Source organism: Sphingomonas sp. CCH9-E2 (genome assembly GCF_001557215.1).
Taxonomy (GTDB): domain Bacteria; phylum Pseudomonadota; class Alphaproteobacteria; order Sphingomonadales; family Sphingomonadaceae; genus Sphingomonas.
The window spans coordinates 14,044-27,040 of sequence record NZ_LSJM01000004.1; the positions used below are offsets into that span (position 1 = coordinate 14,044).

12 protein-coding genes are annotated in these 12,997 nt (G+C 65.8%); 4 read left to right on the top strand and 8 right to left on the bottom strand.

Annotated elements, in window-relative coordinates; genetic code table 11:
- Window positions 1-101: 101 nt before the first annotated feature.
- Together tsf and rpsB are read right to left on the bottom strand one after the other, a co-directional pair.
- A complete protein-coding gene (gene tsf, locus AX681_RS00180) occupies window positions 102-1,037 on the bottom strand; it encodes a translation elongation factor Ts (protein ID WP_066660216.1) in 936 nt (311 codons plus the stop codon).
- A 103-nt stretch (window positions 1,038-1,140) separates the two neighbouring features.
- The gene (gene rpsB, locus AX681_RS00185) at window positions 1,141-1,962 is read right to left on the bottom strand and encodes a 30S ribosomal protein S2 (RefSeq protein ID WP_066660211.1); all 822 of its coding nucleotides are present in this window, start codon (window positions 1,960-1,962) and stop codon (window positions 1,141-1,143) included.
- 280 nt (window positions 1,963-2,242) lie between these two features.
- Here rpsB and AX681_RS00190 point away from each other — a divergent pair, with 280 nt between their 5' ends.
- On the top strand, window positions 2,243-2,458 hold the full coding sequence (locus AX681_RS00190) for a hypothetical protein (protein ID WP_156455957.1): 216 nt from the start codon (window positions 2,243-2,245) through the stop codon (window positions 2,456-2,458).
- Here the strand turns inward: AX681_RS00190 and AX681_RS00195 are convergent.
- Window positions 2,403-3,194 carry a CDP-alcohol phosphatidyltransferase family protein gene (locus AX681_RS00195; RefSeq protein WP_066660205.1) on the bottom strand — a complete coding sequence of 264 codons (792 nt, stop codon included), beginning with the start codon at window positions 3,192-3,194 and terminating at the stop codon, window positions 2,403-2,405. The two genes, AX681_RS00190 and AX681_RS00195, sit on opposite strands and share 56 nt — an antisense overlap.
- A complete protein-coding gene (locus AX681_RS00200) occupies window positions 3,191-3,922 on the bottom strand; it encodes a phosphatidylserine decarboxylase (protein WP_066660202.1) in 732 nt (243 codons plus the stop codon). The genes AX681_RS00195 and AX681_RS00200 overlap by 4 nt, the downstream gene beginning before the upstream one ends.
- A 147-nt stretch (window positions 3,923-4,069) precedes the next feature.
- Between AX681_RS00200 and AX681_RS00205 the strand changes: the two genes are divergently transcribed.
- Both AX681_RS00205 and AX681_RS00210 read left to right on the top strand, forming a co-directional pair.
- A complete protein-coding gene (locus tag AX681_RS00205; RefSeq protein WP_066660199.1) occupies window positions 4,070-5,293 on the top strand; it encodes an NADP-dependent isocitrate dehydrogenase in 1,224 nt (407 codons plus the stop codon).
- Between the two features lie 141 nt (window positions 5,294-5,434).
- Window positions 5,435-7,213: a cation:proton antiporter domain-containing protein gene (locus AX681_RS00210; RefSeq protein WP_066660197.1), complete on the top strand. Its 1,779-nt coding sequence runs from the start codon at window positions 5,435-5,437 to the stop codon at window positions 7,211-7,213.
- Between the two features lie 6 nt (window positions 7,214-7,219).
- On the opposite strand, the gene AX681_RS00215 is transcribed toward AX681_RS00210, so the two are convergent.
- Genes AX681_RS00215 through alaS form a run of 3 tightly spaced genes read right to left on the bottom strand, consistent with a single transcriptional unit; the run spans window position 7,220 to window position 12,075 of the window.
- Window positions 7,220-9,040: a DUF885 domain-containing protein gene (locus tag AX681_RS00215; protein WP_066660242.1), complete on the bottom strand. Its 1,821-nt coding sequence runs from the start codon at window positions 9,038-9,040 to the stop codon at window positions 7,220-7,222.
- A 25-nt stretch (window positions 9,041-9,065) separates the two neighbouring features.
- On the bottom strand, window positions 9,066-9,443 hold the full coding sequence (locus tag AX681_RS00220) for a hypothetical protein (RefSeq protein ID WP_156442744.1): 378 nt from the start codon (window positions 9,441-9,443) through the stop codon (window positions 9,066-9,068).
- Window positions 9,418-12,075 (bottom strand): alanine--tRNA ligase, encoded by a 2,658-nt coding sequence (gene alaS, locus AX681_RS00225; RefSeq protein ID WP_066660193.1) that lies wholly within the window; start codon window positions 12,073-12,075, stop codon window positions 9,418-9,420. The genes AX681_RS00220 and alaS overlap by 26 nt, the downstream gene beginning before the upstream one ends.
- Before the next feature lie 58 nt (window positions 12,076-12,133).
- Here alaS and AX681_RS21685 point away from each other — a divergent pair, with 58 nt between their 5' ends.
- Window positions 12,134-12,370 (top strand): hypothetical protein, encoded by a 237-nt coding sequence (locus AX681_RS21685; protein ID WP_156442743.1) that lies wholly within the window; start codon window positions 12,134-12,136, stop codon window positions 12,368-12,370.
- A gap of 26 nt (window positions 12,371-12,396) precedes the next feature.
- On the opposite strand, the gene AX681_RS00230 is transcribed toward AX681_RS21685, so the two are convergent.
- A partial coding sequence (locus AX681_RS00230) for a M24 family metallopeptidase (protein WP_156455961.1) occupies window positions 12,397-12,997 on the bottom strand: 601 nt, incomplete at its 5' end.

The window sequence follows — 12,997 nt, forward strand, 5'->3', positions numbered from 1 at the left end:
GGCACATGCGTGACGACGATCACGCCTGACACTTCCGCCGGAATCGAAAAGGGCGCGACCATCGCTGGCCGCGCCCTCTTTGTTCCGAACGGATTGAACGATCAGCCAGCCGCAGCTGCGGTCGCCGCCACTTCTGCGGCGAAATCGCTCTCTTCCTTCTCGATGCCTTCGCCGAGCTGGAAGCGGACATAGTCGACCAGCTTGATCGCCGCGCCGGCATCCTTGCCGGCCTGCGCGATCACGTCGCCCACAGGGGTCTTGCCGTCCATGACGAACGCCTGGGTCAGCAGCGCGTTCTCCTTCTTGAACTTCTCGACCGGGCCGTTGAGGATTTTTGCAGCGACCTCTTCCGACTTGCCGACGATCTTGTCGGCATTCTTCTCGCGCAGGATCGCGGCTTCACGCTCGACAACCTCGGGGTCGAGGTCTTCGATCGACAGCGCCAGCGGGAACGCCGCAGCGATGTGCATCGCAATCTGCTTGCCGAGCGGCTCGAGCACATCGACGCCGGCGTCCGATTCGAGCGCGACGAGCACGCCGATCTTGCCCAGGCCCGGGGCCGCGGCGTTGTGGACGTACGGGATCACCGCGCCGTTGGTCACTTCGACCTTCTTCGCGCGACGCAGCACCTGGTTCTCACCAATCGTGGCGATGTTGGCAACCAGCACGTCTTCGATCGTGCCGCCGGTGATCGACTGCGCCTTCAGCGCCTCGACATCATCCACGCCCTGCTCGAGCGCAACGGCGGTCACTTCGCGAACGAAGCCTTGGAAGATTTCGTTCTTCGCGACGAAGTCGGTCTGCGAGTTGACTTCGACCGCCACGCCCTTGGTGCCCGCGACGGCAACGCCGACCAGGCCCTCGGCTGCGGTGCGGCTGGACTTCTTGGCGGCGGCCGCCAGGCCCTTCGAACGCAGCCAGTCGGTGGCCGCTTCGATATCGCCATTGGTCTCGGTCAGCGCCTTCTTGCAGTCCATCATGCCGGCGCCGCTCTTCTCGCGCAGTTCCTTCACGGCTGCTGCAGTGATCTCGGCCATGTTCTTGTTCCTCAGTCTAAGCGGTTTGCTTCAAATATGGTGCGGGCGGGACAAAGCTCAAACGCCCTGCCCCGCCCCCATTACGGTTCGATGACCAGAGCGCTTACGCGTCGATCTGGCGCTCGCCCTCGGCGGCCGTTTCCGGCTCGGTCGACGCGGCCGGCGCTTCCGGCTCGGCCAGCGCTGCTTCGACCGGCGGCTCTTCGGCTGCACCGAAGTCCGCGCCGCTCATGACCTGCGCTTGGCTGTTGCCGCGGGTCGCCGCGATCGCGACCGCTTCGCAGTACAGGCGGATTGCGCGGCTGGCGTCGTCATTCGCCGGAACCGGGAATGCGATGCCGTCGGGCGAGACGTTCGAATCGAGGATCGCGACGACCGGGATGCCGAGCGTGTTGGCTTCCTTGATCGCCAGCTCTTCCTTGTTCGCGTCGATCACGAACATGATGTCGGGAACGCCGCCCATGTCGCGGATGCCGCCGAGCGACAGCTCGAGCTTGTCCTTCTCGCGGGTCAGGTTCAGCACTTCCTTCTTGGTCAGGCCGTGCGTGTCGCCCGACAGCTGCTCTTCCAGCGTCTTGAGGCGCTTGATCGAGTTGCTGATGGTCTTCCAGTTGGTGAGCATGCCGCCCAGCCAGCGATGGTTGACGAAATGCTGATTCGACTTGCGCGCAGCTTCTGCGATCGCTTCCTGCGCCTGGCGCTTGGTGCCGACGAACAGCACCTTGCCGCCGCCGGCGACGGTCGAGCTGATGAAGTCCAGCGCTCGCGCGAACAGCGGCACGGTCTGCGACAGGTCGATGATGTGAACGCCGTTGCGGTCGCCGAAGATATACGGCTTCATCTTCGGGTTCCAGCGGTGGGTCTGGTGACCGAAGTGCGCGCCCGATTCGAGCAGCTGCTGCATGGTGACGACAGGTGCCGCCATAGGGATAACTCCTTCCGGTTGAGCCTCTGGGAAGCGAGTGACCAAAAGCCGGGACGGCCGGTGGCACCGGGTTATGTTGCTTCCCATGCGGGGTTGAAGCGGCGGGCTTAGTCGAGATTGCGTGGCGGCGCAAGAGAACAGAAGCGGAAGATGGCGCTTGACAGGTGGAACGTTAACGGAACATAAAGGGTTCACACGGCGGACAGGGAACCTTGGCCGCGCCTGAGCGTCGCGAATCGTCAGGATTCCCGTTGCTTAGGAAGAATCCGGGAGGCTTATGATGGTCGCTGTTCTTGCCACGCTGTTGTTCACCGCCGCCTTTGCTGCATCAATCTGGGCGATGTTCGTCACGATCGCGCCACGCATGGATTACATGCGCGCGCTGCTGCGCGGTGACGCGGTCCCCGCACTCGCACCGGTTCAGGCATCGCGCGCGCGCGTTACGCCGCGGGCGGCGCCCCGCCGGATCTCGACCCCGCTGCGGGCTGCGGCATAGTCCGCGCATAGGATCGCGCGCTGAACGGCAGCGTCACCAGATAGCCGAGGCAGATGGCGGTCAAGGTCTGCCACGGCACCGTCACCAATGCGGCGGCCAGAATGACGACCACCACCAGCGCCTCGAACCGCACATTGCGCCGCAGCCGCAGCGATTTCCATGAATAGGTCGCGATACTCGACACCATCAGCAGCCCGACGAACGCGACCCATGGCGCGACGATCCACGTCGATCGCGCGAGCGGTTCTTCGCTCCACAACCAGACATAGATGGGCAGCATCGCCAGCGCTGCACCTGCAGGGGCCGGAATACCGGTCAAGAACCCGGCCAGCTTCCGGGGCTGAACCTCGTTATCGAGCTGCGAATTGAACCGCGCGAGGCGCAGCGCGCAGAACACGGCGTAGAGTAGCGCGACGATCCAGCCGAGCTTGGGCAGGGCGATCAGCGACCAGAGGTAGAGAATCAAGGCCGGCGCGACCCCGAACGAAATCGCATCGGACAGGCTGTCGAGCTCGGCCCCGAAACGGCTCTCGGCGCGCACCATCCGCGCAACCTGCCCATCGATACCGTCCAGCGCGCCCGCCAGCATCACCATCAGCACCGCGCGCTCCCATTCCTCGCCGATCGCGAAGCGGATGCCGGTCAGGCCCGCGCAGAGCGCCAGCGCCGTCACCGCATTGGGTGCCACCGCCCGCAGCGGGATGCCCCGCATCTGACGGCGCGGGCGCAAACTCATTGCGCGACGCCCTGCGCCGGAGCGCCACCCTTCAGGCCGACCAGCGTCTCGCCAGCCAGGCAACGCTGCCCCAGCGCGACCTGCGGCGCATAATCGTCGGGCAGAAATACATCGACGCGGCTGCCAAAGCGGATCAGGCCGAAACGCTGACCCGCGGCGACGATGTCGCCCGGCTTGACGAAGGTCACGATACGCCGCGCGACCAACCCGGCGATCTGGGTGAAGCCGACGCGCGTGCCGTCATGCGTTTCCATGACGAAATGCTGGCGCTCATTCTCCTCGCTCGCCTTGTCGAGGTCGGCGTTGAGAAATTTTCCGGCGATATACACGACCTGACGGATCGTGCCGGCCATCGGGGTGCGGTTGATATGGACGTCGAACACGGACATGAAGATCGAAACGCGCACCCGCGTCGCTTCGTTCAATCCCTCCGGCCCGGCGATTTCGCGCGGCACCGACACGCGCTCGATCATCGTGACCAGGCCATCTGCGGGCGAGATGATCATCCCCTCCCCCTGCGGCGTCACACGGATCGGGTCGCGGAAGAACGCGGCGACCCAGATGGTCAGGCCGATCAGCGCAAAGCCGAGCTCGTCCCAGATCGCGAACAGGAACAGGATGGTGATCGCAGCGGAGATCAGGACATATTTGCGGCCCTCGGGATGGACCGAGGGAAAGCGCCACTTGACGGTGTTGGTGACGACGGGCGGGGTTTCGAGTGAGGACATGAACGCGGGTCTAGCTGTGCCATCCCCGCAACACAATCCTGCGCGGTGCGCGGCGATACCGGTGTCTGCCATAGCTTGATCGCGCGCGCGCTTGCTCCTAGACGCTCGGCCAAACCCTTCCTCCCGGACAGAAACAGGAAAGCGAGCATGGCGAAGATCAAGGTCAAAAATCCGGTCGTCGAGATCGACGGCGACGAAATGACGCGGATCATCTGGGAATGGATCCGCGAGCGCCTGATCAAGCCCTATCTCGACATTGACCTGAAATACTACGACCTCAGCGTCGAGAAGCGCGACGAGACCAACGACCAGATTACGGTCGATGCCGCCAACGCGATCAAGGAATATGGCGTCGGCGTGAAGTGCGCGACGATCACCCCGGACGAGCAGCGCGTCGAGGAATTCAACCTCAAGGAAATGTGGAAGTCGCCCAACGGCACGATCCGCAACATCCTGGGCGGCGTGGTGTTCCGCGAACCGATCGTGATCAGCAACGTCCCGCGCCTGATCCCGGGCTGGACCAAGCCGATCGTCGTCGGCCGTCACGCGTTCGGCGACCAGTATCGCGCGACCGACTTCAAGGTGCCGGGTGCTGGCAAGCTGCGCCTCGTGTTCGAGGGCGCCGACGGTCAGGTCATCGACCGCGAAGTGTTCAACTTCCCCGGCTCGGGCGTCGCGATGGCGATGTACAACCTCGACGATTCGATCCGCGATTTCGCGCGCGCATCGTTCAACTACGGCCTCAACCTCGGCTGGCCGGTGTATCTGTCGACCAAGAACACGATCCTCAAGGCCTATGACGGCCGCTTCAAGGACCTGTTCCAGGAAGTGTTCGAGACCGAAGGCTTTGCCGAAAAGTTCAAGGACGCCGGCATCGTCTATGAGCACCGCCTGATCGACGACATGGTCGCCTCCGCGCTCAAGTGGAGCGGCGAGTTCGTGTGGGCGTGCAAGAATTATGACGGCGACGTGCAGTCGGATCAGGTCGCGCAGGGCTTCGGTTCGCTCGGCCTGATGACCTCGGTGCTGCTCTCGCCCGACGGCAAGACGGTCGAGGCCGAGGCGGCGCACGGCACCGTCACCCGCCACTATCGCCAGCATCAGCAGGGCAAGGCGACGTCGACCAACCCGATCGCGTCGATCTTCGCGTGGACCGGCGGCCTCAAATTCCGCGGTAAGTTCGATGACACGCCGGAAGTCACCAAGTTCGCCGAGACGCTGGAGCGCGTGTGCATCGCCACCGTCGAAAGCGGCAAGATGACCAAGGACCTCGCGCTGCTGATCGGTCCGGACCAGCCGTGGATGACGACCGAGCAGTTCTTCGAGGCGATCCGCCAGAACCTCGAAACCGAAATGGCCAGCTGGGCGTAAGCCCCGCCGCCACCGGCAACAGAAAGGGCCGCGTTCGGCAGGGGACGCGGCCTTTTCATTGCCAGCAATACAAGCGGGTTCACTTTACTGCATCGCACAAGGGCGGTGACAAATCGTTTCGCCGCCCGCTAGGGTGCGTTCATGGCTCTCGACCTGTCCAATAACGGTTTCAGCGACGCGCTGGTGATCCTTGGCGCGGCGGGGATCGTCATCCCGGCCTTCACCCGTTTCCGGATCAGCCCGGTGATCGGCTTCATCCTGGTCGGTGCCTTGGTCGGTCCGGCGGGGCTGGGCCAATTGGTCGAGGCATTCCCTTGGCTATTCTACTTCACCATTTCCGACCCGGAGTCGATCGAGCCCTTTGCCGAATTTGGCATCATCCTGCTGCTCTTCTCGATCGGCCTCGAACTTTCGTTCAAGCGCTTATGGACGATGCGCGGCCTCGTCTTCGGCGTCGGGGCGGCCGAACTGCTCGGCGCAGCCACGCTGATCGCGGTCGGCCTCTATGTCATGGGCCAGCCCTGGTCGGGCGCGCTCGGGCTCGGCCTCGCGCTCGCGCTATCGTCCACCGCTTTGGTGTTGCCGATTGCCGGGACGACCAGCGCGGTCGGCAAGTCCGCATTCGCCATGCTGTTGTTCGAGGATCTGGCGCTGGTGCCGATCGTCTTCCTGCTCGGCGCGCTGGCGCCGGCGGCGGGCGATGCCGGCCTTGGCGATTTCATGATGACGCTGCTGCGCGGCGGCGTGGTGGTCGCGCTGCTGTTCCTGGGCGGCCGCTTCTTCCTGCCCCGGCTGTTCGCTCAGGCCGCACGGACCAAGTCGCCCGAACTGTTCCTCGCCGCCAGCCTGCTGGTCGTGATCGTCGCCAGCCTTGCCACCACCGTCGTCGGACTGTCGCCGATCGTCGGCGCGCTGCTCGCCGGGCTGCTGATTGCCGAGACCGATTACCACAGCGAGGTCGAGGTTATCACCGCCCCGTTCAAGGGGCTGGCGCTCGGCGTGTTCCTGATCACCGTCGGCATGCGGCTCGACCTGCGCATGATCGTGCAGGACTGGGCGCTGTTGCTCGCCGCGATCATCGGCGTGATGGCGATCAAGGTCGGCGTCACCATGGCGCTGCTCAAGCTGTCGGGCGCGCGCACCGGCACCGCGGCGGAGGCCGGGGTGCTGATGGCGAGCCCGTCGGAAACCACGCTGATCGTGCTGGGCGTCGCCGCCGCCGCTGGGCTGATCCAGCCTTCCACGGCAGCGTTCTGGACGACCGTCACCGCGATCGGACTGACCATCACCCCGCTGCTCGCCCAAGCGGGCCGCTTTGCGTCGCGCAAGATCGAGGAGCGCGACGGCGTGCGCAGCGACGCGAGCGCGGAAGAGGTCGTCCCCGGCGGGACCGTGATCATCGGCTTTGGCCGAGTCGGGCGCACCGTCGCCGACATGCTGCGCGCGCACGACAAACCCTATGTCGCGGTCGACGCCGACATCGACGGCGTGGCCGCGGCCCGGCGCGAGGGGTATAGCGTCATATTCGGCGATGTCGCCCGCGCCGAACTGGTTGATCGCCTGCGCCTCGGCCATGCCAAGGCACTGATCCTGACGATGGACGATCCCGTGCTGACGGTGCGCTTGACCCGCCGGGTGCGCAGCTGGGTCCCGCACATCCCGATCATCGCCCGCGCCCGCGACGCCGCGCACGCCGCCGAGTTGTACAAGGCCGGCGCGACCGATGCGGTGCCGGAGACGCTGGAGAGCTCGCTGCAATTGTCAGAGGCCGCACTGGTCGACCTCGGCGTAGCGGTCGGCCCGGTGATCGCGTCGATCCACGAAAAGCGCGACGAGATGCGCAAGGCAATCAAGGAAGCCGCCGGCCTGGAGCGCGAACCGCGCATCCGGCGGGTGCGCAAGGGTGAAGTCGAGGCCTGAGCGCCCCTACCCCATTCGCGCCCGCACCACGCGCTTCAGCACGTCGAGCGGCATCGCGCCCTTACGCAGCACCTCGTGGAACTGGCGCGGATCCCAGCCCGCCCCGGCCTTTGCCTTGGCTTCGTCGCGGAGCTCGACCCACACGGTATGCCCGATCTTGTAGCTGCATGCCTGGCCGGGCCAGACGGTGTAGCGGTCGATCTCACCCTGGCTGCGGCCGCGCGCGATGCCGGTGGTGGCGATCAGGAAATCGGTCGCCCTCTCGCGGCTCCAGCGCTTGGCGTGCATGCCGCTGTCGACGACTAGCCGCGTGGCGCGGAACAGCAGGGACTGGAGATAGCCGACCTGCCCCAGCGGGTCGCCGTCATACATGCCCATCTCGTCCGCCAGCTGCTCGGTATAGAGCGCCCAGCCCTCGCTATAACCGCTAAAGCCCCCGCGGCGGCGGATCAGCGGAATATCCTGCGATTCGAGAGCGAGCATCACCTGCAAATGATGTCCCGGCACCGCCTCATGATAGCTCAGCGTCGCCAGCCCGAACTTCGGCCGGTCGAACGTGTCGCGCAGGTTGATGTAGTAGATGCCCGGCCGCGAGCCATCCAGCGTCGCCGCCTGATAATAGCCGCCCGGCGCACCCGCCTGGATCGCGGGCGGCACGCGCCGCACCTCGACCGGGGCCTTGGGCAGGGTCGCGAACTGTTCGGGCAGGCGTTTTTCCATCGCCCGCACCTGCGCCCGCAGCGCTTCCAGCAGCGCCTCACGGCCGGGATCGGTATTCGGAAACAGCTGATCGGGCCGCTCGTTCAGCGCGACCAGACGCGCGCCGACCGTGCCGTCGCGCATCCCCTGTGCCTTCAGGATCGCGTCGATCCGCCCGCTGATCTCGGCGACCTGCTCCAGCCCGATGCGGTGGATCTCGTCACCCGAAAGCCGCGTTGTCGTCGCGGCCTCCGCCGCTGCGGTGTAATAGGCCTCGCCATCGGGCAGCCGCCACACGCCCGCATCATGCACCGCACGCGCGCGCAGCTCGGTGACCAACGCCCGCTGGCGGTCGATCGCGGGGAACAGCTTGTCCGCGACGATCTTCTCCGCCTGCGCCCCGCGTTCCGGCGGCAGCTTCGCCGCTTCCAGCTTCGCCTTGTACCCGGTGACCAGCCCGAACGCGCCCGGTGCCTTGTCCCGCAGCGCGGCAAACTGCTTCAGCGTCGTGTCGAGCACATAGTCCGGCGCGAACACCCCGCGCGCGGCGTCGGCGCGCTGGCGCTCGCTTTCCTGATCCAGCACCGTGGCAAATGCCTCAAGCCGCGAGAGATAGGCATCGGCATCGACGGCGTCGCGCACGCGGTGCTGATTGTCCAGAAAGTCCGGCACATCCTGATAGGCGCCGGTCAGCTGGCTCAGCCGGTAGGGCGCATAGCGCCCACCCGCCGAGCCATAGGCAAAGCGCTCACGCCCGGCGATGCTGCGCTCGAGCTGATAGGTGACGATGTCATAGTCGAGCCGGGCATTCTCCCCCAGCGTCGCCGGATCGATGGCCCGGATCGCAGCCAGCTCCCGCTTCGCGCGCGCCAGGTCACGCGACTCATCCGCCGCGCTTCGCCCCGACAGCTGGGACTTCAACGCCGCATTCTTGCCGGTGTCGAGGCCGAGCGACGTCGCCCCTTCCGGACTTTCGATCAAGCGATCGTTGAAAATCCGGTCGAGCAAAATGCGCAGCGCCGCGTCGCCCGATCCGGTGGTCGCCCCAGCCGCCGCGCGGGCGGCAGCGGGGATGCTGCTGGCCAGCGCTGCCGCGCCGATGGACCGAACGAACGAACGGCGGCGCAAGGTCATGGGCAATCCTGTGTTGAGTTCAGTCCTGAACGGCGGGAACGCGCGCCACACATGCGGCCAGCGCGGACGTCGCAGCACCATCCTGCGCGCGCAGCCGCTGCTCCGCGCCACCCGATGCGGCGCTCGCCTCGGCCTCCACGGCCCGCGCAGTCTTGCCCGCGGCGCGCCCGGCATCGGCAGCCGCCATGCTCCAGAAGATTTGGTGGTCGAACAGCACCGATTCCTGCGGCGTACCCTTGCCGATACGCGCCGCAGCACTGGTGAGCGCGGCGCAGTTAAGCGCCTCGGGATAGGGGGGCAATTTGCCCTGCGCCGTTGCGGCGGGGGCGGCGATGAGGGCCGTTGCGATTGCGGCGGCCTTCAGAACATGATCACGCAGTTGCTTTCTCCTCGGCAAGCGCCGTCTTGACTGCATCGATCGCGGCCTGGGCATTGCCGCCCTCGGGGCCGCCACCCTGCGCCATGTCCGGCCGCCCGCCGCCGCCCTGCCCGCCAAGCGCGGCAACGCCACGCTTGACCAGTTCGACGGCACTGAAGGTGCCGGTCAGGTCGTCGGTGACACCCACCGCGATCGCTGCACGTCCTTCATTTACCGCGACAAAAGCTACCACAGCTGAACCGATCCGGCCTTTCGCCTCGTCGACCGCGCCGCGCAGCGCCTTGGGATCGAGTCCGTCGAGGATCTGGCCGACGAAATTCACGCCGCCGATCTGCTCGGGACCAGCCGGAGCCGCAGTCCCGCCGCCGCCCATGGCCAGTGCCTTCTTCGCCTCGGCCAGTTCGCGTTCCAGTTTCCGCCGCTCCTCGACCAGCGCCGCAACGCGCGCGCCGACCTCATCGGGCGACGTCTTGAGTGTCGCCGCCACCTCGCGCAGCTTCGCGTCGCGCTCGTTGAGCCAGGTACGCGCCGCCTCGCCGGTCAGCGCCTCGATCCGGCGTACACCGCTCGAGACCGCGCTTTCGCTCACGATCTTGAACACCGCGATATCGCCGGTCGCCTTGACGTGCGTACCGCCGCACAGCTCGACCGAATAATGTTTGTCGGTCAGGCGGCCCATCGACAGGACGCGCACCTCGTCGCCATACTTCTCGCCGAACAGCGCCAGAGCGCCCGCTGCGACCGCATCGTCCGGAGTCATCAGCCGGGTGCCGACCGTCTCGTTCGCGCGAATTTCAGCATTCACCTCGGCCTCGATGTCCGCAATCTCCGCCGCGCTCAGCGCCGAGGGGTGCGAGAAGTCGAAGCGCAGACGATCGGGCGCGACCAGCGACCCCTTTTGCGTCACATGGCCGCCGAGCCGGTTGCGCAGCGCCGCGTGGAGCAAATGGGTCGCCGAATGGTTGGCGCGGATCGCGTCCCGGCGCGTCACATCGATCGCCAGCTTGACGGTATCGCCGACCTTGATCTCGCCGCGCGCCAGCGTCGCCTGATGCGCGTGCAGCCGGCCGAGCGGCTTCGACGTGTCGCTGACGATCGCCTCGGCCACGTCGTTGCCGATCGTGCCCGCATCGCCCATCTGGCCGCCGCTTTCGCCATAGAAGGGCGTCTGGTTGGTGAGGATCGTCACTTCGTCCCCAGCGCCGACGTGGTCGACGCGGACACCGTTCTTGACCAGAGCGACGACCTGTCCCTCGCCTTCGGTCGAGCTATAGCCGGTGAATTCGGTGCTCCCCAGTTCCTCGGCGATGTCGAACCATACTTCGTCGCTGGCCTTGGCACCCGAGCCCTTCCACGCGGCGCGCGCGGCGTCCTTCTGCCGCTTCATCGCCGCGTCGAAGCCGTCGCGGTCAACCTTCATTCCCTGCGGCCGCAGCGCGTCCTCGGTCAGGTCATAGGGGAAGCCATAGGTGTCATAGAGCTTGAACGCGGTCTCGCCGGACAGGGTATCGCCCTCGTCCATCGTCGCGGTCGCTTCGTCGAGCAGCTTGAGGCCGTTCGCCAGCGTCTGGCGGAACCGCGTCTCCTCCTGCAGCAACGTCGCCTCGATCAATGGCTGCGCGCGCACCAGTTCGGGATAGGCGCCGCCCATCTCGGCGACCAAAGCCGGCACCATGCGGTGCATCAACGGCTCCTTCGCGCCCAGGATATGCGCATGGCGCATCGCGCGGCGCATGATGCGGCGCAGCACATAGCCGCGCCCTTCATTGGCCGGCAGCACGCCGTCGGCGACGAGGAAGCCGGAGGTGCGGATGTGGTCGGCGATCACGCGATGGCTCGCCTGATTGTCACCGGTCGTCGCCGATTGCGTCAGCGCCCCGCTCTCGGCGATCAGCGCCTTGAACGTGTCGGTGTCGTAATTGTCGTGCACGCCCTGCAGCACCGCCGCGATCCGCTCCAGCCCCATGCCGGTGTCGATGCTCGGCTTCGGCAGATCGCCGACGATCTGGTCTGCCTCCTGCACATGCTGCATGAAGACGAGGTTCCAGATCTCGACAAAGCGGTCGCCATCCTCTTCCGAGCTGCCCGGAGGACCGCCCCAGATATGGTCGCCATGGTCGTAGAAGATTTCCGAACACGGCCCGCACGGACCATCCGACCCCATCGCCCAGAAATTGTCCTTGGTCGCGATGCGAATGATCCGCTCCTCGGGCAGCCCAGCGATCTTCTTCCACAGCTCGAACGCCTGATCGTCGGTGTGATAGACGGTCGCGGTCAGCTTGTGCGCTGGCAGGCCCCATTCCTTGGTCAGCAGCGTCCAGGCATGCAGGATCGCCTGCTCCTTGAAATAATCGCCGAACGAGAAATTCCCGAGCATTTCGAAAAAGGTATGGTGCCGCGCGGTATAGCCGACATTGTCGAGATCGTTATGCTTGCCGCCCGCGCGCACGCACTTCTGGCTCGACGCCGCCGTGGTATAGGGCCGCGTCTCCAGGCCGGTGAACACGTTCTTGAACGGCACCATGCCCGCATTGACGAACATCAGCGTGGGATCGTTATGCGGCACCAGCGGCGCGGACGGAACTCGGGCATGGCCCTGGCCCTCGAAATAGTCGAGGAAGCTGCGGCGGATATCGTTGGTCGAAGTCATTTGCGCGACTTAAGCGCGCCGAGGCGTTCGCTCAAGCGAAACGGTTCGATCAGGGTGATTGGAAGTTATCCAGCACACCACGCAGTTCGGCGCACGACACCGCACCCAGGTCATCGGCCAACGTCTGGGTGCGCCGCCGAAACCACGGTTGGGACTCGCAGACCAGTTGTCCACGGTCATTTATCAGCGCGTGCTTCCAACCTCTTCGCCGAAAGAGGATCCCGAAATTGCCAAAGTGGCGATCGTCAAAGCGGCGTTCTACGATCCGCAGACCCCGGCTTTCGAGATCAGATAGGAGGCACTTATAGGCTTCCTCATAGGTCACCCGATCGGCTCCTCAAGCGACCCCGGCGGCACACTAAACCACTTCGGCCCCGCTTCGGTCATATAGAAGCAATCCTCCAGCCGCACGCCGAACTTGCCCGGCAGATACAAGCCCGGCTCGTTCGAGAAGCACATGCCCGGCGCCAGGTTGGTCATCTCGCCACGCACCAGATTGATCGGCTCGTGCCCGTCCATGCCAATGCCGTGGCCGGTGCGGTGCGACAGGCCGGGGAGCTTGTAGTCGGGGCCATAGCCGAGCGTCGCATACCATCCACGCACCGCATCATCGACGCGGCCCGCCGGGGTGCCGAGCTGCGCGGCGGCAAAGGCGCGTTGCTGCCCCGCGCGGACATGTTCCCAAACCTTGCGCTGCTCCGCATTCGCCTCGCCATGGAAGAAGGTGCGGCTGATATCGCTTTCATAGCCATGGACCCGCGCGCCACAATCCATCAGCACGACCTCACCCTTCACCACCCGCTGCGGCTTGCCAGTGCCGTGCGGATAGGCCGACGCCTCGCCCAGCAGGATCAGGTTGAACGCCACCTGCCCGCCCAGCTTGACCGTCGCCGCGCTGATGACCGCGGCGACGGTCAAGCTG